The organism is Aequorivita xiaoshiensis (assembly GCF_022008395.1).
Lineage (GTDB): Bacteria > Bacteroidota > Bacteroidia > Flavobacteriales > Flavobacteriaceae > Aequorivita > Aequorivita xiaoshiensis.
In genome coordinates this window covers 252,485-272,854 of sequence record NZ_JAIRBB010000001.1, presented here as the reverse complement: position 1 = coordinate 272,854, position 20,370 = coordinate 252,485, and the positions used below count along the sequence as shown (strand labels likewise).

The window sequence follows — 20,370 nt, the reverse complement described above, 5'->3', positions numbered from 1 at the left end:
TTTATTGCTAGGGCAGTTTTTTTATTTCCAGTTTTTGAAAGGATTTAAACTCAGTTGTGAGTTGTAATATCGAATATCGCCTGTAACTTCTTGTCCTAACCATTCAGGTTTGGTAAAAACTTCACCTTCTGAATTAAGTTCTACTTCAGCCATAATTAACCCTTTATTTTCTCCCATAAACTCATCGATTTCAAAAATGTGATCCCCTACTAAAACTTCGTAACGAGTTTTTTCAATTATACCTCTTTCACATAGTAGAAGTAATTCTTTAGCTTCATTTAAAGAAATTTGCTTTTCCCATTCAAAGCGAGATAATCCTGATTTATTTGATTTACCTTTTATAGTAATATACCCGTTATCTCCCTTTAATCGGATGCGTACAGTACGTTCGGGGTGTGTGTTTAAAAACCCTTGTGCAATTCGAGTGCGCTTATAAGCTTCTTTTTTAAAAGCTTCGGATGTAATTAGGAATTTACGTTCTATTTCTCTCATCTTTATTTCTATATTACGTTGTCAGGTGGAGCGCAGTCGAAACCTCTTAATAGTCCTCAACTTCACCCGAACAGACATTTTTAGCCTACAATTTCTTTATTTTTTCAGAAGTAATTATTTTTTCAGAATAACCATCTTTTGATAAAATACGCATGGCTTCAGCAATTGTTTCGGCTTTTATCATTTTGTATTTCGCAGGAATTAAAAACCCAAAAACCTTCATAAAAGCCTCTGCTAGCTTTTCTCCAAACCGAAATTCATTTCTATTTCCAGTAATTAAGGAAGGTTGTAAAATGTATGTGTTTTCAATTTTCTGAAGTATTACATCACGTTGCATTTCTCCTTTAGTCTTATTATAGAAAACACTACTACTTTCTGAGGCACCTAATGCTGAAATAACAATAAACGTTTTAATCTCGTTTTGTTTTGCAAGTTTTGCAGCAGCAACAGGAATCCCATAGTCTATTTTTTTATAAACATCTTTATTAGGCGTTTTAGATTTTGTGGTTCCAATACAACAGAATACAACATCGGCTTTAAAGGTTTCAGCATGATTTTCTAACTGAAACATATTTATAATATACTCTTCGATTTTAGGTGAACTTATTCCCACGGAACTACGAGAGAATAATTTAATTTTATCATATGTATCGTCCCTCAGAAGTTTTTCTAGTAAAATACTTCCAGTGAGCCCTGTTGCTCCTAAAATAATAGCCGTTTTTTTCATTCTATAAATATACCTACAAGTTTTGAATACCTTGTTAGTTGGTAGTAAATTTACATTATGCAAGAGTCTTTAATTGTTCGTAAAATAATTCACATCGATATGGATGCATTTTACGCATCTGTAGAGCAATTGGATAATCCAGAGTTGCGAGGCAAGGCAATTGCTGTTGGAGGAAGTTCGGAACGAGGAGTAGTAAGTGCAGCAAGTTATGAAGCTCGAAAATTTGGAGTTAGGAGTGCAATGAGTAGTGTGGCGGCAAAAAAATTATGTCCGGAACTCATTTTTGTAACCACTAATTTCGATCGCTATAAAGAAGTTTCAAAACAAATTAGAAAAATATTTTTTGAGTATACCGATTTGGTAGAACCACTTTCCTTAGATGAAGCATATCTTGATGTTACTGAAAACAAAATAGGAAACCCGAGTGCTACAATGATAGCGACTGAAATTCGTCAAAAAATTAAGGATAAGACCGGGTTAAATGCCTCTGCAGGAATCTCAGTTAATAAGTTTGTAGCTAAAATAGCAAGTGATATCAACAAACCAAATGGGCAGAAAACAATAAGTCCAGAAGAGGTTATTCCTTTTTTAGAAACGCTAGATGTTAAAAAGTTTTATGGTGTTGGGAAGGTGACAAAAGAGAAAATGTATCGTTTAGGGATTTTTACCGGTATGGATTTAAAAAATCAATCTTTGGAGTATTTAAATCATCACTTCGGAAAAAGCGGAAAACATTATTACAATGTTGTTCGAGGTATACACAACAGCATGGTAAAGCCTACCCGAAAACAAAAATCATTAGCGGCCGAGCATACATTTTCAGAAAATATATCATCAGAAATTTTTATGATGGAACGCCTTGAAGAAATTGCAGCTGAGGTGGAAGAGCGAATGTTAAAACGCAAACTTGCTGGGAAAACAATTACCCTTAAAATTAAGTTTAGCGATTTCACATTACAAACTCGCAGTAAAACAGTTCTGTTGTTTATATCGTCTAAAGAATTAATTTTAGAAGTAGTTAAAGAATTGTTATTTCAAGAAAAAATGAAAGAGTCGGTACGATTGTTGGGAATTTCAATTTCGAACCTAAACAATGAGATATCCATTAAAAAGTCGGTCTCAAACGAATCGATTGATGTGCAATTAAAACTAGAATTTTAAGTATGTAAAAAAGCTACTTACCTTTATACTAATTAAAAACTCCAAATTATGAAGACTGTAGCTATCTCTATTTTCGCATTTTTAGGTTTCGCATTATTATTTTCTTGTAAAAGTGATGTCAAAAACAACGAAGAAACCCAAACTGTCCTAACCGATTCTATTCCGGTAAAAACCACTCCAAATTATATGTATGTTACTGCTGTAAGTGGGTTGACGCTGCGTGAATTTCCAAATTTGCAAAGTTCAAAATTGGCTGTTATGCCTTTGGGTACAAAAGTGAAAATTGTAAAAGCCGAAGGGAAAACAACCATGAGTGTTGGTGGGATAGATGGTGCAATGGATGAGGTTGAATTTAACAACAAAAAAGGATATGCTTTTAATGGCTTTATGTCTAAGTTTTATCCTCCTGGAGAAAATGCAGTTGCGAAAAATTATGCCGAAGAACTTAAAAAAGATTTCCCAAAAGTGGCTTATTCTGAAACTACGGGTGGAACGGCAAGCAAGCCCACAAATACGGAGACTGTACTTTTACCTACAAATAAGTGGCACGAAGGGTTTTTTAATGCACAGCAACTTTTCAATATCCCAAGGGTATTTGCCTTTCCAAATCCTAAGGGTGCTAATAGTGAAACGCAACACAACAACAATAGAAAGAAAACCGATATTATAAGCGAATTAGTGATTTCGCGTGAAGAAAATGAGCTAAAAAAAATAGTGTATAACTACAAAACTACTGGTTTTGGGTATACGGTAACTATTACTGAAGAAGCAAATGGAATGAAAATTGAAAAGATCGAAGTTGTCGATTAATAAATGAATAGATAAACAAAAAATGGTCCGTGAAGACCATTTTTTGTCGGTTATCATAAACCTTATACCTGCGAAATTCGCAATGTATTTACCATTCCTTTATCCACAATAGGCATTGCCGCAAGGTTAATTAAATAGTCTTTTTTGGATACAAATCCTTTTTCCGAAGCAATTCTGTTTACATCTTCCACGGTTTCATCGGTACTCACATATTTATCGTAATAGAACGCTTTTACGCCCCATAAAAGATTTAGTCGAGCAAGAATACGTTTATTGCTAGTAAAGGCTAAGATAAACGCTGAGGGACGCCAAGCTGAAATTTGAAAAGCCGTGTACCCACTATTTGTAAGTGTACAAATTGCTTTAGCTTCAATTTCGTTTGCCATCAATGCTGCGTGGTAACAAATAGATTTTGTAATGTAGCGGTTAGTTTTTACTTGTGGCGGATTTTGTGGTACGCGTATTAAATCGGAATTTTCTACGCTCTTTAAAATTTTAGCCATTGTTTTAATAACTGCAACGGGATAATTACCTACCGAAGTCTCCCCAGATAGCATTACCGCATCAGCACCGTCCATTACAGAATTGGCAACATCGTTAACTTCTGCACGTGTGGGTGTTAACGATGTTATCATTGTTTCCATCATTTGGGTTGCGATAATAACAGGAATTCGTGCGCGCTTAGCAGTTAAAACCAATTCTTTTTGAATTAGCGGAACTTCTTCAGCTGGAACTTCTACTCCTAAATCCCCGCGAGCAACCATTAAACCGTCGCAATAAGCCACAATTCGGTCAATATTTTTAACAGCTTCAGGCTTTTCAATTTTTGCGATAATTGGAATTTTATAATCGCAATGAGCTTCAATAAGGGCTTGAAGTTCTTTTAAATCATCGGCATTACGTACAAAAGAAAGGGCAATCCAGTCTACTTCTTGCTCTATTGCAAATACAGCATCAGTTTTGTCTTTTGGTGTAAGTGCAGGAAGTGAGAGTTTAGTGTTTGGTAGATTCACCCCCTTTTTAGAGCGTAAGGGACCACCTTGCACTACCTTTACCCTTACTTCGTTTTTTTTATTAGTTTTTAAAACTTCAAAAATAAGTTTTCCATCGTCAAGTAGTACTCGTTCTCCAACTTGGACATCCTTAGGAAAATTGTCGTAATTCATATAGACTTTCTCCTTTGTGCCTTCAAATTCTTCACCAGTACAAAAACTAAGTTCATCTCCTGGTTGTAGGACAACCTCTTCTTTCATTACACCTACACGAAGTTTAGGGCCTTGAAGGTCACCTAAAATGGCAACATGGAGACTTAATTCGTCCGAAAGTTTACGAATTGTTGCAATATTCGACTTAACGGTATCGTAATCTGCGTGCGAGAAGTTTATTCTAAAAACATCCACACCCTCCAATATCATACTTTTTATGGTCTCTTCACTATTTGTTGCAGGACCAAGTGTTGCAACTATTTTAGTTCTCTTTTGGTTTGACATTTAATCAAAAATTAAATTGTTCTTAGATTTTATTTTTTCGGTTTCTACAAAATATGCCGAAATAATTTGTTTTATTTTATTGATTTCTGAAATCAAAGACTCAATAGAAAAATTTCCATAATCGGTTTGAATTTTTAAAAAATAATCCACATTTTTCATTTCTGGTAATAAGTAATGAGTTGTTGCTTTTTCTGAAACTGACTCAGAAAATAAGCCTCCAGAACTTTGTAAACTCGCCTCCATCATTTTGCACTTATTTGCTACTAAATAAAAGGTATTATAATCTTTTAAGTCTTCATAAACATACAGTGGAAACAAGATTATTTTTCCATCCGATGAAAAATCTAAGTCTTTTTTATTTCTTTTAAACTTAGTGTTTAAAAATTGGTTTAGCAAATAGGCTAGTTTATAATCTTCTTCACTGCAATGTATGGCCACTAATGAGAAAGGGTCTTCCATTTCATCATCATATAAAAGTTTGTGTGTAGCCATTTTTTATGAATTTTTGGTTTAGCAGTGAGTATTGCTAAAGAAATAGATTATTAAAGTACAAAAATAAGCAAGTTACACCTTGTTTTATTTAAATACAATGTTATTATTTGTACAGCGAAGTATTAAATTATGTATTAGTTTTTAATGTCTAAAAACAAATTATAGAAAAATTCGAAAAGTGTATAAATAGGAAGATCCTAATAAGTAGTAGAAAGTATTTTAAACAGGAAGTCGTCGAAAAGTTTAATGCTTTTCGCTGTCAACTTTTATCTTAAGCTTATAGAAAGCTCTTTTGGCTGCGCCTTCCTCTGCTTTTTTCTTAGAAGTGGCTCTAGCTTTTGTAATCACTTCATTATCAAGTTTTAATCGGACGGCAAAATGTTTTAATTGATCTTTGCCATTGTCTTCATAAATTTCAAAATTGAACTGCTTTTTATTCTTCTGACACCATTCAATAAAAAGACTTTTATAGCTAATTACCTTTCCTTCTAGCTTTTTGATATCTACGTAAGGTTTGATAACTCTTTTTTGAATAAATTTCTCACAATACTTAAAACCTCTATCCAAGTAGATAGCGCCAACTAATGCTTCAAATACATTTCCGTAGATATTTCCGCTAAATTGTTGAGTTGGAATTGTAGTTTTTAAGAATTTTATTAGTTGTAAATCACGGCCTAGTTCGTTTAGATGTTCACGACTAACCACTTTACTTCTCATTTTTGTAAGATATCCTTCGTTGCCATCTGGAACTTTTTTAAAAAGGTGGGCTGCTATAACTGAACCCAGCATAGCATCTCCTAAAAATTCGAGACGTTCATAATTTTGCGGTTGTCCATCATCGTTTTTTTCATTTGTAGAACGATGCGTAAAGGCAGTTTCATAAATAGAGATATCCTTTGGCTTAAAACCAAGTATTTTTTTTAGAGAATTAGAAAATTCCCCATTCTTTTCAGAACGGGAAGAAAATATGTTTTTAAAAGAAGCCATTTAGGCATCGATTTTTTTAAAGAGCACACAAGCGTTGTGCCCCCCAAAACCAAAAGTATTACTCATAGCCACGTTAATCTCGCGCTTTTGAGCGTTATTTAAAGTCAAATTTAAAGAAGGATCTATATTTTCATCTACTGTAGTATGGTTTATAGTAGGTGGAACAATTCCATGTTCCATAGCCAGGATAGAGGCAATAGCCTCAATGGCTCCGGCAGCACCTAATAGGTGTCCGGTCATAGACTTAGTTGAATTAATATTGATGTCTTTGGCATGTTCACCAAAAACATTCGCAATTGCTTTCAACTCTGCTACGTCTCCTAGGGGAGTAGATGTACCGTGAGTGTTTATTGTATCTACGTCATTCGTGCTCATATTAGCGTCGCGTAACGTATTTAACATTACTCGTTCTACCCCAATACCGTCTGGATGTGGAGCGGTCATATGATAAGCATCGCTGCTCATACCACCACCTACAACTTCGGCGTAAATTTTTGCGCCACGCTTTTTAGCGTGTTCGTACTCTTCTAAGATAAGTGCTCCTGCACCTTCTCCTAAAACAAATCCGTCGCGGGTAGCATCGAAAGGGCGTGAAGCCGTTTCTGGGCTTTCATTACGGGTTGATAATGCGTGCATTGCATTAAATCCACCCATTCCTGCCATTGTTACTGCTGCTTCACTTCCACCAGTTACAATAACATCACAATGACCTAAACGAATATAGTTTAGAGCATCAATTAATGCATTTGCAGAGGATGCACATGCCGAAACAGTTGTATAATTTGGCCCCATAAAGCCGTGTTTTATAGAAATGTTTCCTGGTGCAATATCCGCAATCATTTTTGGGATAAAGAAGGGGTTGAAACGCGGCGTTCCATCCCCTTCTGCAAAGTTTATCACTTCATTTTGAAAAGTTTCTAACCCTCCAATTCCTGCTCCCCAAATAACACCAACGCGGAATTTATCAACCTCATCGAGGTTTAATCCAGCGTCATTTATAGCTTCATCAGAAGATACAAGTGCATATTGGGCAAAACGATCGAGTTTTCGGGCTTCTTTCCTGTCAAAATGATCTAATGCGTTGAAATTCTTCAGTTCGCAAGCGAATTTTGTTTTGAACTTTTCGGGGTCAAAATATGTAATAGGGGCGCAGCCGCTTTTACCAGCCACAAGGGCATCCCAATACTCTTGAATATTGTTACCAATAGGGGTAAGTGCACCCAATCCTGTTACTACAACTCGCTTTAACTCCATGGAAGAATCTTATTTTGCTGCTTCTATATAGGAAATTGCTTGACCTACTGTAGCGATGTTTTCTGCTTGGTCGTCTGGAATCTGGATATCAAATTCTTTTTCAAATTCCATTATAAGCTCAACCGTATCTAGTGAGTCTGCTCCTAAGTCGTTTGTGAAGCTAGCTTCGTTAACAACTTCATTCTCGTCTACACCTAATTTGTCTACGATAATAGCTTTTACTCTTGATGCAATGTCTGACATAATTCTTGATTTTAAATTTTAATTATAAGTGGCAAAAATAAAATATTTTAATTGAAAACACCATTTAATGTTGAAAATGTGAATTTAGTAATTTTTATTCATTTCACACGAGTTCAAAATTTGGAAACCAATTTAAACATTTTTGGGCGAAGTGAAACCCTATTGCCGTACTTTTGTTATTAATTTGTAAATAATACTTCTGAAAAACTTAGGAAAACCGAAATGAAGAAACGAATTGTAATTTTTGCGTCGGGTAATGGTACCAATGCCGAGAACATAATTAAATACTTTCAACGATCTCAATCTGCCGAGGTCGTTCTGGTGCTTTCAAACAAGAAGGATGCCAAAGTGTTAGATAAGGCCAAAAGCTTGAATGTGCAAGCAATGAGCTTTAGTAAAAAAGAGTTATTTTCTGAAGATGGAATATTAAATATATTAAAAGAAACCAACCCTAACTTAATAGTCTTGGCAGGTTTTCTTTTAAAGTTTCCTGAAATTATTCTAAAAAACTTTCCAGAAAAAGTGATAAATATACATCCTGCATTACTTCCGAAATATGGAGGGAAAGGCATGTATGGCAGTTTTGTACACAAAGCAGTAATGGAAAACAATGAAAAAGAAACAGGGATTACTATTCATTACGTTAACGAAAATTACGACGAAGGAACGATTATTTCACAGCACCGTGTAACCCTTTCTGAGAATGAAACAGTAGATACAATTTCAGAAAAAATTCACAAATTGGAATATAAATGGTTTCCTAAAATAATAGAAGACATTTTACTCAATGGCTAAAAAAAAGAAATATTATGTAGTTTGGTTTGGAAATCCCACTGGTATTTTTGACAGTTGGGCAAAATGCAAACGCGCAATCGATGGTATTGCAGGAGCTCAATATAAAAGTTTTGAGTCCTTTGAAGAGGCTCAGAAAGCATATAATAAGGAGTATGCAGATTATAAAGGAAAAACCACCAAGAAAACGCTTTCAAAAGAACAGCTAAAGAAAATAGGTGAACCTAATTTATATTCTATAGCAGTAGATGCTGCATCCAGTGGTAATCCTGGAGTGATGGAATATCGTGGTGTAGATACACAAACTAATAAACAATTATTTCATCAAGGACCTTTTAAACAGGGGACAAATAATATAGGAGAGTTTTTAGCGCTTGTACATGGTTTAGCTTTTTTAAAGAAAAACAATAGCAACCGTATTATTTATAGTGACTCGCGCATTGCTATGGGTTGGGTGAAAAAGAAAAAATGTAACACTAAACTTAAGCAAACGGCTAAAAATAAAGAACTTTTCGAGCTTATTGCACGAGCAGAAAATTGGCTTAAAACCAATACTTACACTACTACGGTAGTAAAATGGGAAACCAAAGCATGGGGAGAAATTCCAGCAGATTTTGGTCGTAAATAAGTTTATAAGTTAATTTTCAATATCCAAATTTTATTAAAGTACTCTAAATCCTTTGTTTTCTGCCATTTGTCATAAATCGGTAGTATAGACTTATTTTTAGCGATATATATATAGTACCAATTATTTGCTGGATTAATATAGGTTTTAGGTGTGTATCCTTTTTCTGCTAAATATTTTGACCAACTTTTAGCATTGTCTAATTCTGCAAATACATTTGTAATGAGATAATACCCAGAAACTAAACCAGGGATATTAACAGATTCGATGTTTAAAGTTCTTAATAATAATTCTTCTTCAGAAAGTTCTATGGGTTCATTCGGTGCCTCTATTTCAGCTTTGTCGTTTAATGATGTTGTTTCTGAATTAGCGCTAGGTGTTTCAGGTGTAAATGCGATCGTGGATTCATCATCTTGAGCTTCTCTTGTTTTTTCTTCTAAATACTCTTTATTTATTTCAGTTTCAAAAGCTGCAAAAAACATGTAGTAGCGGTCTTTTTTTGTTTCAAACTTAAGTTTTACCTCGGTAGTTGAATTGTTTAAGAGATTGTTTTTTGGGTTGGGGATTTCCATCTTTAATAAATCAAATCCTAATGTATTTTTACTAGCAGGATTTCTTTTAGAAGAGTTTTCGCTGCCTAAAGTAATAGAGCTGTTAAAGAAATTTTTTTTATCTCTCATCGGTGTACTTAGTGCTTCAAATCTTCTTTTCTTCTTATTCAATATTGAAACTTGATCCGACTTTATATTTCTGTCGCCTTCCATAGCAGCTAACGCTATTGTAGTTTTAAAGTCGCCTTCTTCCTTACTTTTAAAATTTTTGAAACTTATTGTTACTGCATTATTGCTAACTTCAGCAAGTCCGTTATATGTAGTAAAGTATTTAGGGCTTTCATTTTCATCTTCATAAACAATATACAATAGCCATCCAGCAGAACCACCTCCTAAAATCTTGCCTTCCGTTGCTTTAATGTTTGCTGCAGTATATGTTCCATTGCGTGAAGCTAGGTTTTGAATCGTTTCGGTAACGTCGGCATAACATACATAAGGAGAGTTTTCAATAAATAGATTTGATGAATAACTATCAAAAACCACCTCTCCAACTACATCTTCATAAGTACCATTTGGAGTTTTAAATTTAATTGAATTTACAATGGTGTCTCTTTGACCTTTACCTACGTGAACTAATTTGTTTCTTGATTCACGTAAAGCACTTGTTTTGTAAGGATATAGCCCATACCAATAAAGCTCAGCATGTGCAATTCTAGCACCATTTTTTAGATTTGAAATGTTTGCCTGACTTGAGCTAAACGTAGAAGGATCGCTGTCCACATCAATATATTTCATATTTACCTCATCGTTAGAAATTTTAGTATTCATTAACGGTTTGGTGGGATGGTGGCCTAAAATATTATTTCCGATAAGAACAGAGTTTCCGTGCAGAAATATTTTTTTATTTTCTTTAAATCGAGCACCTTCTTGTGCTGAAATTGTAACAAATATAAAAAAGCAAATAATTGAAATAAATGAGGAGATTTTCATGCTTAGGGATTAGAGAATTTGCATCACTTTAATAATCCTCTAAAGTATAGAATTGATAAATAACATCCAATTTCTTAAACACAGAGTTTTGTATCTTTTTTAAGAATTAAAAATTCTTTCCCCACAAGCATGACGTAGTCCACATATTTTGGCTTAGAATTTATTGATTATGGTAGATGAAGCTTGGTCTAAGCACATTACCGTTAAATCTGCAATATTAACGTGAGGTGGGCGTGTTACAGCAAACCATATTACTTCTGCAATATCCTTTGGTTTTAAAGGGGTGTATCTTTGGTATACTTGATCAGCTTTTTCGGTATCTCCTTTAAATCGGACTTTGCTGAATTCGGTTTCTACTAATCCTGGATTTATAGCACCAACCTTAATTCCTTTTCCGTTTAAATCGATTCGCATTCCTTGGTTTATGGCGTCTACAGCGTGTTTACTCGCGCAATAAACGTTTCCTTTAGGATACACTTCTTTCCCTGCTGTGCTGCCAATGTTGATAATATGACCGCATTTACGCTCAATCATTTTTGGAAGAATTGATTTTGAAACGTACAATAATCCCTTCACATTAATATCTAACATGGCATCCCAATCGTCAATACTTCCTTCGTCTATATTTTCTAATCCGTGAGCATTTCCAGCATTGTTGATTAAAATATCAATGTTCGAAAAGTTCTTCGGAAGTGAATTTATTTCTGAAATAACTTCTTCTTTATTGCGAACATCAAAGCTCAATGTATGAACTTCTGTCGATAAAGAAAGCTCTTTCGCTAAAGATTCTAATCTGTCTTTTCTCCTTCCACAGATAATTAATTTTAGGCCGTTTCTGGCAAATAATTTAGCTGTTGCCATCCCAATGCCAGACGTTGCTCCGGTTATAAAGGCTATTTTATTTTGCATTTTTCAGAATTTCTAAGGTTATAATTATGAGTTTATAGAAAGTAAAAGATGGTTAAAAGTAAGGTTAAAACTTCCATATTCATGTCTATATAATTGTAAAACTAATTCTAAAAAAATAAATATGAAATCCCTATTTAAATTACGCTTAATAGCAATGTTATTTGTTGGGTTAGCATCTTGTAGCATCGATGATGATTCTAATCCTAGTATTTATGAAGGCAATGCAAAATTGGTTTTAAGATTAACCGATGCGCCGGGTGATTACGAAGCTGTATTTGTAGATGTTGAGCAAGGAGAAGTAACCAATATGGGGGTAATTAATTTATAATTCTAAATTACAGATATTTAGCATTAACAAAAAGGGGGAACTTTAAGTTTTTCTCTTTTTTAATTTAACCAATTGTTAACAGCATTTTTAGCAATTATTGCACAATTTGCAGCAACTTTTTAAAAAGCATTCTACATTGAATCTAAATACAATATGGAAAACACAAATTCGACCTTTGACATAGGAGCGTTAAATGAAAAAATTGAGAGAGAAAGTGCCTTTGTGGACATTCTCACCATGGAAATGAACAAGGTTATCGTGGGCCAAAAGCATATGGTAGAACGCCTTATGATTGGTTTGCTAGGGCAAGGACATATTCTGCTTGAGGGAGTTCCTGGTCTAGCAAAAACGCTTGCAATTAATACACTTGCAAAAGCTGTGCACGGCAGCTTTAGCCGAATTCAGTTTACGCCAGATTTGCTTCCTGCAGATGTTGTGGGAACGATGATATACAATATGAAAGTCAATGACTTTAGTATTAAAAAAGGACCAATATTTGCCAATTTTGTTCTTGCAGATGAAATTAACCGAGCTCCGGCTAAAGTTCAATCTGCGCTTTTGGAGGCGATGCAGGAAAAACAAGTTACAATTGGCGAGACTACTTTTAAGCTAGAAAAGCCATTTCTTGTAATGGCTACTCAAAACCCAGTTGAGCAAGAAGGTACTTATCCTTTACCTGAAGCACAAGTGGATCGTTTTATGCTAAAAACAGTTATAAAATATCCGCAAATCGCTGAAGAACAACTAATCATTCGCCAAAACTTAAAAGGTGGATTTGAGCAAGTAAATCCTGTTGCTTCTGTAGAACAAATTTTAAGAGCTCAAGCTTCTGTTCGTGAAGTGTATATGGATGAGAAGATTGAAAAATATATTCTAGACATCATATTTGCTACACGAACTCCAGAAAACTATGGTTTATCAGATTTGAAACCACTTATTAATTTTGGAGCATCTCCGCGTGGAAGTATCAATCTGGCTATAGCTGCCAAATGTTACGCATTTATCCGTCGTCGTGGTTATGTGATTCCAGAGGATGTGCGTGCTGTTGTACACGATGTACTTCGTCATAGAATTGGTATAACCTACGAAGCAGAAGCAGAAAACATCACCTCAGAAGACATTATTAATAAGATTGTTAATGTAATTGAGGTACCGTAAGATTTGCGAATTTAGAATGCCGATTTACGTTTTTAATGTTGTATAGCAGTCGTAAATCTAAAATCGTATGTCGTAAATAAAAGCAATGGATACAAAAGAACTTCTCAAAAAAGTACGAAAAATCGAGATTAAAACACGTCGCTTAAGCGATCATGTGTTTGGTGGCGAGTACCACAGTACTTTTAAAGGTCGTGGTATGACGTTTAGCGAAGTTAGAAAATACCAATTTGGAGATGATGTTCGTAATATAGATTGGAATGTTACAGCTCGTTACAATGAGCCTTTTGTAAAAGTTTTTGAAGAAGAACGAGAGCTTACCCTTATGCTAATGGTAGACATTAGCGGTTCTGAGTTTTTTGGAACTCAAGAGCAATTTAAAAATGAAATAATAACTGAAATTGCCGCGACGCTGGCTTTTTCAGCAATGCAGAACAATGATAAAATTGGGCTAATTCTTTTTTCGGATGACATTGAATTATTTATCCCACCCAAAAAAGGAAAGTCGCACGTATTGAGAATTATTCGAGAACTAATTGAATTCAAACCCAAGAGTAACAAAACTGATATTTCTAATGCATTAAAATTTTTAAGTAGCGTAATGAAAAAGAAAGCTATTGTTTTTGTGCTTTCCGATTTTATTGCAGACAATTATCGAGACACCTTGAAAATTGCAGCAAAAAAACACGATGTTACTGGAATAAGAATTTACGATAAAGCCGAAGAAAACATTCCAAATTTAGGGATGGTTCAAATGGAAGATCAAGAAACAGGAGAGTTAATTTTAGTAAACACAGCCTCAAAAAGTGTCCGTAATCAATATTACAGTTATCATCGTGAGCGTGTAAATTACTTTGCCGAATCTTTTACAAAAAGTGGAGCAGGAGCTTTGAGCTCTAGGGTCGATGAAAGTTACGTAAAGAAATTATTAGGCTATTTTAAAAGACGTTAGATTTTATATTTGAGATGTTAGATTTTAGACAAAATTACAATCAGAATTACAGAAAGTTAAGCTTTCAGAGCAACCGTCATTTTCTTTTTTTGCTATTCTTTGTATTATTCTCTTTCCTCTCAAATGCGCAAGTAAGTTTTTCTGTAGATTCTACAAAAATCAAAATTGGAGAAGAAATTCTTTATACTATTAATGTAGAAGCCGATTCTTCTGATATTGTTAGGTTTCAGGAAGAGCAAACTTTTATGCCTTTGGAGATGATAGAATCTTATAAGGCAGATACTACTTTTGAAGGTGCTAAATATCAGCTTATTAAAAAATACGGCTTAACGCAATTTGATAGTGGTAAATACACCATTCCTCCACAGATTATCTTTATCAACGAAAAACCGTTTTTTACTGATTCGGTTAAAGTAGAAGTAAACGATGTAATTATTGATACTACTAAGCAGAAAATGTTCGACATTAAACCTGCAGTAGAAGTAAAAAACCCACCTTTTGATTGGCTTCAGCTTTTGTATTGGTTAATTCCAATATTTCTTATTGTGGGTCTTGCAATTTATCTCTTCAGAAGAAAAAAGAAAAAAGATGCTGAACAAAAGAAATTACCTCCATATGAAGAAGCAATTGTAGCACTTAAACAACTTGATAATTCTCAGTTGCTCAAGGAAAATAAAAGTAAAGAATACTATAGTAATCTTACTGAAATTGTAAAACGTTATTTAGATCGTGAAGTTGATGAAGCTGCGCTAGAAAGCACTAGTGATGAGCTTATCACCCGATTGATGATGCATAGAGATGCTGGAAGTTTCGACTTCGATTTGGAAACTATTCGCAAGCTTGATGCAATTTTTAAACGTGCCGATTTGGTGAAATTCGCTAAAATGAACCAAGAAACTGGGCAGGCGGTTGTAGATAGAAAAACAATAGAAGAGATTATTAACGAAACTCATGAGGCTGTTCCGGAGCCAACAGAAGAAGAGTTGTTAGAAACTCAAGAATATCTTGAAAAACAGGAGAAGAAACGCAAGCGCAGAAAGCTCATCCTTGGAATTTCAGGAGTACTTGTAGCCATCATTTTAGCAGGTATTGTTTATGGAAGTATAACAGGATTTGACAATCTAAAAGATAAAGTATTAGGTAACGAACTTCGAGAACTGTCTGAGAATAGATGGATAAAAAGTGAATACGGATTTCCAGCTGTAATTATTGAAACGCCTGAAGTGCTTGTGCGTGTAGAAGCACAAGATGCAATTGCTGAAAATAGTATGGTAAGTGGAAAAGATTATTTCATCTATGGTGAAATGAAATCTCCATTGCATATTATGGTTTCAACTACACGTTTTAGTCAGAAACAAGATATTGCTTTAGAAAATGCTTTGGAAGCTGTGCTTCAAGACTTAGAGCAACGAGGTGCTAAAAACTTAATCGTAAAACGAGACGATTTTGAAACTGATAAAGGAATAAAAGGAGTTAGAGCCTATGGTGAATTCAATGTTCAAGTTTCAGATTCGAAAGTTTTAAAAGAGAAAAGCACCTACGAACTGTTACTTTTTGCTCAGCAAAATGGCCTGCAAGAAGTGTTGTTGGTATATCAAGACGATGGCAAATATGCCGAAGAAATTAAAGAAAGAATTATAGCTTCAATTGAGCTAGAAATTTCAGAGAAAGATGGGCAGTAATTTCGAATTTGTAAATCCGCAGTTTTTCTGGTTGTTTTTGTTACTACCAGTGCTTGTGCTATGGTATTTGTGGAAGCGAAAACAACAAACAGCCTCTTTAAAAATATCATCTGTTCAAGGTTTTAAAACAGGAAAAAACTGGTTGGCAAAATTAAAACCTGTGCTATTTGTATTACGTCTTTTAGCGCTTTCAGCAATAATTGTTGCCTTAGCACGCCCAAGAACAGTAGATGAAACTACTAAGACCAAAACAACGCGTGGAATTGATATTGTTATGGCAATAGACGTTTCGGCGAGTATGTTGGCAAGAGATTTAAAGCCCAATAGATTGGAAGCATTAAAGACAGTTGCCGCTAGATTTATTAATGGTCGTCCAAATGATAGAATTGGTTTGGTGGAATACGCGGGAGAGAGTTTTACAAGAACGCCAATTACAAGTGATAAAACTATTGTTCTATCTTCTTTAAAAAATGTAACCTATAACACTACTATTGAAGGAGGAACTGCAATAGGATCTGGATTGGCAACAGCAGTAAATAGACTAAAAGATAGTCGTGCCAAGAGTAAAGTAATCATTTTGCTTACCGATGGTGTAAACAACTCAGGGTTTATCGATCCAAAAATTGCAAGTGAATTGGCAGTCGAATTTGGTATAAAAGTTTATACCATTGGATTAGGAAGTAATGGCATGGCGATGTCTCCTATTGCAATTCGTCCAGACGGTGGGTTTCAATACGGGAACGTTAAGGTTGAAATCGATGAAGCTTTAATGAAAGATATAGCCAAGAAAACAGGCGGACAATATTTCCGTGCCACAAATAACACCAAGTTAGAGCAGATTTACGAAGAGATTAATAAACTAGAAAAAACCGATATTGAAGAATTTAAATTTACAAACTATGACGAAATGTTCCGTCCATTTGTAATTTTCGCCTTAATTCTATTAGGGCTTGAGTTTTTGTTGCGAACAACAATATTTAAAGGATTTTTATAAAATGGATCAGTTAGTATTAGAAAAACCAATTTACTTCTACATCCTCATTGCCATTCCGGTGATAGTGATGGGTTTTCTATTGCTTTTAGTTTGGAAAAAATCGATACAAAAAAAGTTTATCGATAAAGAACTATTAAAGAAATTAAGTCCAAATCGTTCTATTTTTAAATCGACGTTAAAAATTTTTGTACTGTGTTTGGCGATTGCTTTATTGAGTGTGGCATTGGTAAATCCAAAAATTGGGACTAAATTAGAAACAATGAAACGCGAAGGTGTTGATATTGTATTCGCTTTAGATGTTTCCAAAAGTATGCTTGTTGAAGATATTGCGCCTAATCGGTTGGACAAATCTAAGCAACTCATCACTCAGATAATAAATGGTCTTGCTGGAGATAGAGTGGGAATTATTGGTTATGCAGGTAGCGCATTTCCGCAGGTGCCCATTACAACCGATTTTGGGTCGGCAAAACTATTTCTTAACGGAATGAATACCGGTATGGTTTCTTCTCAAGGTACTGCCATTACACAGGCAATTGAAATGGCACAAACGTTCTACGACGATGAGAGCCAAACCAACCGAGTTATGTTCTTGGTTTCAGATGGAGAAGATCACGGGGGTAATGTTGCTAAAATCGCTGAAGAGGCTGCAGAAAAAGGGATAAGAATTTTCCCTATTGGTGTTGGTACTATTGAAGGGGGACCAATTCCAATTAAAAAGAATGGAGTACTACAGTATTATCTTCGCGACAGAAATAACGAACAAGTTATAAGTCGATTAGGCGAAGAAACCCTTAAACAAATAGCTCAAACTACCAATGGTGAGTATATTGATGGAACCAATACAAAAGCTGTAGTAGAAAGGGTTAATTCTATTTTAAGTGGAATGGATAAAAAGGAATTTGAAGCCAAACAATTCACAGATTTTAAAGATCAATTTCAATGGTTTTTAGCTGGGGCATTATTTTTGCTGGTTTTAGATGTATTCTTTTTAGAAAGACAAACGGCTTGGCTTAAAAAATTGAATTTGTTTAATGAAAAGGAAAAACAATAAGATGATGTTTGAAGAAAGAACGTTTTTTCAGAGTAATAATACATTTAGAATTGTAATGATTCTATGTATCTCTATTATTTCATTGAATTCATTTGCGCAGCAATCAAAAGAGCAAATAAATGAACTTAAAGCTGCTCAGAATTATTTAAGTGAGGCGCAACAAATGCTTCAGAAAGAAAAATTTCCAGATGCAGAAGCAAATTATAGGCAAGCAATTTCATTAAACCCAAAAGATGAGACTGCCAAATACAACTTGGGTACTGCTTACTATGGAAAAGAGAAAAATGCAGAGGCAATGCTTCGTTTCAAACAAGCAGCAGTTACAGCTACAACCAAAGCTGATAAGCATAGAGCTTTTCATAATTTAGGCAATACGTATATGAATGAAAAGAAATATACAGAAGCCGTAGAAAGTTATAAGAATGCACTTCGTAACAATCCTAACGACGATGAAACTCGTTATAATTTGGCATTGGCAAAAGATTTACTAGATAAAAACCCGCCACCACCAGAAGATCAAAACGATAAAAACGACGACAAAAACGAAGACAATAAAGATCAGGATAACCAAGATAAACAAGACCAAGACGACAAAAATAAAGACGGCGATAAAAGTGATGAAGGTGACCAGAAAGATGATAAGGATAAGGGTGATCAGAAAGATAAAAAGGATGAAGGCGACAAAGATAAAGATAAAGGAAAGTCTGATAAACCTAAAGATTCAGAAGGAGATAAGCCACAACAGCAACAACCTGTTCCTGGTCAACTTTCTCCTCAGCAGGTAAAAAGTTTGTTGGAAGCAATGAATAACGAAGAGAAAAAGACGCAAGAAAAGATTAATGCTGAAAAGCAAAAAGGCGCCAAAGTGAAATCAGATAAAGACTGGTAGATTATGAAGACGAAGAGTTTGTTATTTGTTATAGGATTTGTGTTGTGTAGTATTGCTGCATCTGCACAAGTTCAATTTGATGCCAAGGTTAGTAAAAAAAGACTCGGAATTAATGAACGTTTACGAGTAGATTTTGAGATGAATCAAGATGGCGATAATTTTAAACCGCCTAATTTTGAAAACTTTAGAGTTGTTGGTGGTCCAAATCAATCGATTAGTAATTCTTGGATTAATGGAAAAAGGAGTTTTTCAAAAACATATTCATATTTCTTATCTCCTCAAACACGTGGAAATGTAACCATTGGTCAAGCAACGATTGAAATTGACGGAGAAACTTATAAAACACTTCCCATAGAAGTTGAGGTTACTGCGGCTGTGGAAACTCCAAAAGATGGAAACAATGCCGATTATGTTGCGAGTGAGAATGTTCATTTGGTAGCTGAAGTTTCTAATGCTACACCGTATTTAAATGAAGCCATTACGGTTACTTATAAACTTTATGTTTCACACGATGTAAGTATTACCAGCCAATGGCGTGAAATCGACACCCCAAAATATGCCGATTTCTGGAGTCAGAATATCGATAACCAAAATAACTTTAAGGTTAGGGAGGGGAAATATAACGGTCAAGATTATCGATATGTGATATTGCGAACTACTGTTTTATATCCACAAAAAACTGGAAAGTTAGATATAGAACCACTTACGTTAGACGTGCCGGTAGATGTTCAAGGAAACAGACGCGATATTTTTGGACGTAGAATAATGCAGCGCGTTAACAAAACAATTTCTGCAGGGAAAAGAACGATTGATGTTAAGCCGCTTCCTTTAGAAGGAAAACCGGATGGATTTAATGGGGCTGTTGGTGATTTTTCTTTTGAGGTGAACACAAATAAAACTACTCTCAATGCAAACGAATCACTTGAGTTAGATTTAAAAGTTTCTGGAAATGGAAATCTAAAATTATTTACGATTCCATCAGTAAAGCTGCCAAACACTTTAGAAGTTTATGAGCCTGAACACAGTGAAAATGTAAGAACTACAGTAGGAGGAATGCAAGGGTCTATTTCAAATGTTTATACTATTGTTCCTCAGTTTAAAGGAAGTTATCCTATAAACCCAATAAGTTTTTCATATTTTGATCCTAAAACTGAAAAATATAAGACTATTACTTCTAAAGGATTTACTATTGAAGTAGAAAACGGCCCCGTTTCGGCTACAGCGCCTGTTGCCAGCGGTGGCGACACAAATAAACAAGTTGTTCTTTCAAAAGATAATTTCAAATACATCAAATTAGATGCTAATTTAAAGTCAAAATCGGAGAAGCCTTTCTTTAAATCAGCTTTGTTTTGGTCGTTGTTAGGAGGTCCATTTTTATTGATTCCACTATTTATTTTAGCGGGTAAAAAACGTAAAGAACGCTTAAGCGATGTTGAAGGTAATAAGTTGCGTCGTGCAAATAAACTTGCTAAAAAATACCTTTCGGAAGCAAAACGAAATACCTCAAATCCAACTGCATTTTACGAAGCTTTAGAACGTGCTTTACACAATTATCTCAAAGCTCAGTTGAACATAGAGACTTCCGAAATGGAAAAGAGTCTAATATCAAATATGATGTTAGAACGAAAGGTAGAAGCTCCAACAGTGGAAAACTTTATTGGACTACTGAAAAGTTGTGAATTTGCCCGTTACGCCTCTTCGTCTGAGGCTTCAGTACAACAAGATTACGCAAAGGCGGTAGAAGTGATTTCGAATATCGACAAACAAATTGTTTAATTAGACAGGCTGAATTCAGG

At 34.7% G+C, this 20,370-nt stretch carries 21 protein-coding genes; 12 read left to right on the top strand and 9 right to left on the bottom strand.

All coding sequences use genetic code 11. The features are described from left to right. Positions 1-21: 21 nt before the first annotated feature. Both K8344_RS01295 and K8344_RS01290 read right to left on the bottom strand, forming a co-directional pair. Positions 22-492, bottom strand: coding sequence for a CYTH domain-containing protein (locus K8344_RS01295; protein WP_237606470.1), 471 nt, complete (start codon positions 490-492; stop codon positions 22-24). Positions 493-577: 85 nt separating this feature from the next. Next, positions 578-1,219 carry an NAD(P)H-binding protein gene (locus tag K8344_RS01290; RefSeq protein ID WP_237606469.1) on the bottom strand — a complete coding sequence of 214 codons (642 nt, stop codon included), beginning with the start codon at positions 1,217-1,219 and terminating at the stop codon, positions 578-580. A gap of 57 nt (positions 1,220-1,276) precedes the next feature. Between K8344_RS01290 and dinB the strand changes: the two genes are divergently transcribed. Together dinB and K8344_RS01280 are read left to right on the top strand one after the other, a co-directional pair. Beyond that, positions 1,277-2,380 carry a DNA polymerase IV gene (gene dinB / locus K8344_RS01285; protein ID WP_237606468.1) on the top strand — a complete coding sequence of 368 codons (1,104 nt, stop codon included), beginning with the start codon at positions 1,277-1,279 and terminating at the stop codon, positions 2,378-2,380. 48 nt (positions 2,381-2,428) lie between these two features. Beyond that, positions 2,429-3,190 carry an SH3 domain-containing protein gene (locus tag K8344_RS01280; protein ID WP_237606467.1) on the top strand — a complete coding sequence of 254 codons (762 nt, stop codon included), beginning with the start codon at positions 2,429-2,431 and terminating at the stop codon, positions 3,188-3,190. 62 nt (positions 3,191-3,252) lie between these two features. Here K8344_RS01280 and pyk read toward each other — a convergent pair whose 3' ends face one another. The 5 genes from pyk to K8344_RS01255 all read right to left on the bottom strand — a co-directional run bounded on the left by pyk (position 3,253) and on the right by K8344_RS01255 (position 7,656). Beyond that, entirely contained in the window at positions 3,253-4,680 is a 1,428-nt protein-coding gene (gene pyk, locus K8344_RS01275) for a pyruvate kinase (protein ID WP_237606465.1), read from the bottom strand. Then, positions 4,681-5,172 (bottom strand): IPExxxVDY family protein, encoded by a 492-nt coding sequence (locus tag K8344_RS01270; RefSeq protein WP_237606463.1) that lies wholly within the window; start codon positions 5,170-5,172, stop codon positions 4,681-4,683. 243 nt (positions 5,173-5,415) lie between these two features. After that, positions 5,416-6,159 carry a ribonuclease III gene (gene rnc / locus K8344_RS01265; RefSeq protein WP_237606462.1) on the bottom strand — a complete coding sequence of 248 codons (744 nt, stop codon included), beginning with the start codon at positions 6,157-6,159 and terminating at the stop codon, positions 5,416-5,418. Then, positions 6,160-7,413, bottom strand: a complete 1,254-nt coding sequence (gene fabF, locus K8344_RS01260; protein ID WP_237606461.1) for a beta-ketoacyl-ACP synthase II — start codon at positions 7,411-7,413, stop codon at positions 6,160-6,162. Between the two features lie 9 nt (positions 7,414-7,422). After that, positions 7,423-7,656 carry an acyl carrier protein gene (locus K8344_RS01255; protein ID WP_014781833.1) on the bottom strand — a complete coding sequence of 78 codons (234 nt, stop codon included), beginning with the start codon at positions 7,654-7,656 and terminating at the stop codon, positions 7,423-7,425. Positions 7,657-7,878: 222 nt separating this feature from the next. On the opposite strand from K8344_RS01255, the gene purN reads away from it, so the two are divergent. Beyond that, complete coding sequence (purN, locus tag K8344_RS01250) at positions 7,879-8,451, top strand: phosphoribosylglycinamide formyltransferase (RefSeq protein WP_237606460.1); 573 nt, start codon at positions 7,879-7,881, stop codon at positions 8,449-8,451. Next, positions 8,444-9,076, top strand: a complete 633-nt coding sequence (locus K8344_RS01245; RefSeq protein ID WP_237606459.1) for a ribonuclease H1 domain-containing protein — start codon at positions 8,444-8,446, stop codon at positions 9,074-9,076. The genes purN and K8344_RS01245 overlap by 8 nt, the downstream gene beginning before the upstream one ends. 2 nt (positions 9,077-9,078) lie before the next feature. Here K8344_RS01245 and K8344_RS01240 read toward each other — a convergent pair whose 3' ends face one another. Both K8344_RS01240 and K8344_RS01235 read right to left on the bottom strand, forming a co-directional pair. Further along, the gene (locus K8344_RS01240; RefSeq protein WP_237606458.1) at positions 9,079-10,614 is read right to left on the bottom strand and encodes a hypothetical protein; all 1,536 of its coding nucleotides are present in this window, start codon (positions 10,612-10,614) and stop codon (positions 9,079-9,081) included. Between the two features lie 153 nt (positions 10,615-10,767). After that, positions 10,768-11,523, bottom strand: coding sequence for an SDR family NAD(P)-dependent oxidoreductase (locus K8344_RS01235; RefSeq protein WP_237606457.1), 756 nt, complete (start codon positions 11,521-11,523; stop codon positions 10,768-10,770). A gap of 121 nt (positions 11,524-11,644) precedes the next feature. Between K8344_RS01235 and K8344_RS01230 the strand changes: the two genes are divergently transcribed. The 8 genes from K8344_RS01230 to K8344_RS01195 all read left to right on the top strand — a co-directional run bounded on the left by K8344_RS01230 (position 11,645) and on the right by K8344_RS01195 (position 20,350). Beyond that, the gene (locus tag K8344_RS01230; protein ID WP_237606456.1) at positions 11,645-11,851 is read left to right on the top strand and encodes a hypothetical protein; all 207 of its coding nucleotides are present in this window, start codon (positions 11,645-11,647) and stop codon (positions 11,849-11,851) included. A 153-nt stretch (positions 11,852-12,004) separates the two neighbouring features. After that, on the top strand, positions 12,005-13,009 hold the full coding sequence (locus K8344_RS01225; RefSeq protein ID WP_139853964.1) for an AAA family ATPase: 1,005 nt from the start codon (positions 12,005-12,007) through the stop codon (positions 13,007-13,009). Positions 13,010-13,094: 85 nt separating this feature from the next. Then, entirely contained in the window at positions 13,095-13,958 is an 864-nt protein-coding gene (locus tag K8344_RS01220; RefSeq protein ID WP_237606455.1) for a DUF58 domain-containing protein, read from the top strand. Positions 13,959-13,972: 14 nt separating this feature from the next. Beyond that, positions 13,973-15,640 carry a BatD family protein gene (locus tag K8344_RS01215; RefSeq protein ID WP_237606454.1) on the top strand — a complete coding sequence of 556 codons (1,668 nt, stop codon included), beginning with the start codon at positions 13,973-13,975 and terminating at the stop codon, positions 15,638-15,640. Further along, positions 15,630-16,634, top strand: coding sequence for a vWA domain-containing protein (locus K8344_RS01210; protein ID WP_237606452.1), 1,005 nt, complete (start codon positions 15,630-15,632; stop codon positions 16,632-16,634). Before K8344_RS01215 ends, K8344_RS01210 begins: the two co-directional genes overlap by 11 nt. 1 nt (position 16,635) lies before the next feature. Then, the gene (locus tag K8344_RS01205; protein ID WP_237606451.1) at positions 16,636-17,685 is read left to right on the top strand and encodes a vWA domain-containing protein; all 1,050 of its coding nucleotides are present in this window, start codon (positions 16,636-16,638) and stop codon (positions 17,683-17,685) included. After that, complete coding sequence (locus K8344_RS01200; RefSeq protein ID WP_237606449.1) at positions 17,666-18,574, top strand: tetratricopeptide repeat protein; 909 nt, start codon at positions 17,666-17,668, stop codon at positions 18,572-18,574. Before K8344_RS01205 ends, K8344_RS01200 begins: the two co-directional genes overlap by 20 nt. 3 nt (positions 18,575-18,577) lie before the next feature. Next, positions 18,578-20,350 (top strand): BatD family protein, encoded by a 1,773-nt coding sequence (locus K8344_RS01195; protein WP_237606447.1) that lies wholly within the window; start codon positions 18,578-18,580, stop codon positions 20,348-20,350. Positions 20,351-20,370: the final 20 nt, after the last annotated feature.

Bases quoted from the DNA above. Each gene is read 5' to 3' on its own strand.
- K8344_RS01255 (WP_014781833.1), bottom strand. From the start codon at position 7,656: ATGTCAGACATTGCATCAAGAGTAAAAGCTATTATCGTAGACAAATTA.
- K8344_RS01240 (WP_237606458.1), bottom strand. From the start codon at position 10,614: ATGAAAATCTCCTCATTTATTTCAATTATTTGCTTTTTTATATTTGTT.
- K8344_RS01210 (WP_237606452.1), top strand. From the start codon at position 15,630: ATGGGCAGTAATTTCGAATTTGTAAATCCGCAGTTTTTCTGGTTGTTT.
- pyk (WP_237606465.1), bottom strand. From the start codon at position 4,680: ATGTCAAACCAAAAGAGAACTAAAATAGTTGCAACACTTGGTCCTGCA.
- K8344_RS01280 (WP_237606467.1), top strand. From the start codon at position 2,429: ATGAAGACTGTAGCTATCTCTATTTTCGCATTTTTAGGTTTCGCATTA.
- K8344_RS01200 (WP_237606449.1), top strand. From the start codon at position 17,666: ATGAAAAGGAAAAACAATAAGATGATGTTTGAAGAAAGAACGTTTTTT.
- K8344_RS01195 (WP_237606447.1), top strand. From the start codon at position 18,578: ATGAAGACGAAGAGTTTGTTATTTGTTATAGGATTTGTGTTGTGTAGT.
- K8344_RS01235 (WP_237606457.1), bottom strand. From the start codon at position 11,523: ATGCAAAATAAAATAGCCTTTATAACCGGAGCAACGTCTGGCATTGGG.
- K8344_RS01270 (WP_237606463.1), bottom strand. From the start codon at position 5,172: ATGGCTACACACAAACTTTTATATGATGATGAAATGGAAGACCCTTTC.
- K8344_RS01225 (WP_139853964.1), top strand. From the start codon at position 12,005: ATGGAAAACACAAATTCGACCTTTGACATAGGAGCGTTAAATGAAAAA.
- fabF (WP_237606461.1), bottom strand. From the start codon at position 7,413: ATGGAGTTAAAGCGAGTTGTAGTAACAGGATTGGGTGCACTTACCCCT.
- K8344_RS01215 (WP_237606454.1), top strand. From the start codon at position 13,973: ATGTTAGATTTTAGACAAAATTACAATCAGAATTACAGAAAGTTAAGC.
- K8344_RS01245 (WP_237606459.1), top strand. From the start codon at position 8,444: ATGGCTAAAAAAAAGAAATATTATGTAGTTTGGTTTGGAAATCCCACT.
- K8344_RS01220 (WP_237606455.1), top strand. From the start codon at position 13,095: ATGGATACAAAAGAACTTCTCAAAAAAGTACGAAAAATCGAGATTAAA.
- K8344_RS01290 (WP_237606469.1), bottom strand. From the start codon at position 1,219: ATGAAAAAAACGGCTATTATTTTAGGAGCAACAGGGCTCACTGGAAGT.
- purN (WP_237606460.1), top strand. From the start codon at position 7,879: ATGAAGAAACGAATTGTAATTTTTGCGTCGGGTAATGGTACCAATGCC.
- rnc (WP_237606462.1), bottom strand. From the start codon at position 6,159: ATGGCTTCTTTTAAAAACATATTTTCTTCCCGTTCTGAAAAGAATGGG.
- dinB (WP_237606468.1), top strand. From the start codon at position 1,277: ATGCAAGAGTCTTTAATTGTTCGTAAAATAATTCACATCGATATGGAT.
- K8344_RS01205 (WP_237606451.1), top strand. From the start codon at position 16,636: ATGGATCAGTTAGTATTAGAAAAACCAATTTACTTCTACATCCTCATT.
- K8344_RS01230 (WP_237606456.1), top strand. From the start codon at position 11,645: ATGAAATCCCTATTTAAATTACGCTTAATAGCAATGTTATTTGTTGGG.
- K8344_RS01295 (WP_237606470.1), bottom strand. From the start codon at position 492: ATGAGAGAAATAGAACGTAAATTCCTAATTACATCCGAAGCTTTTAAA.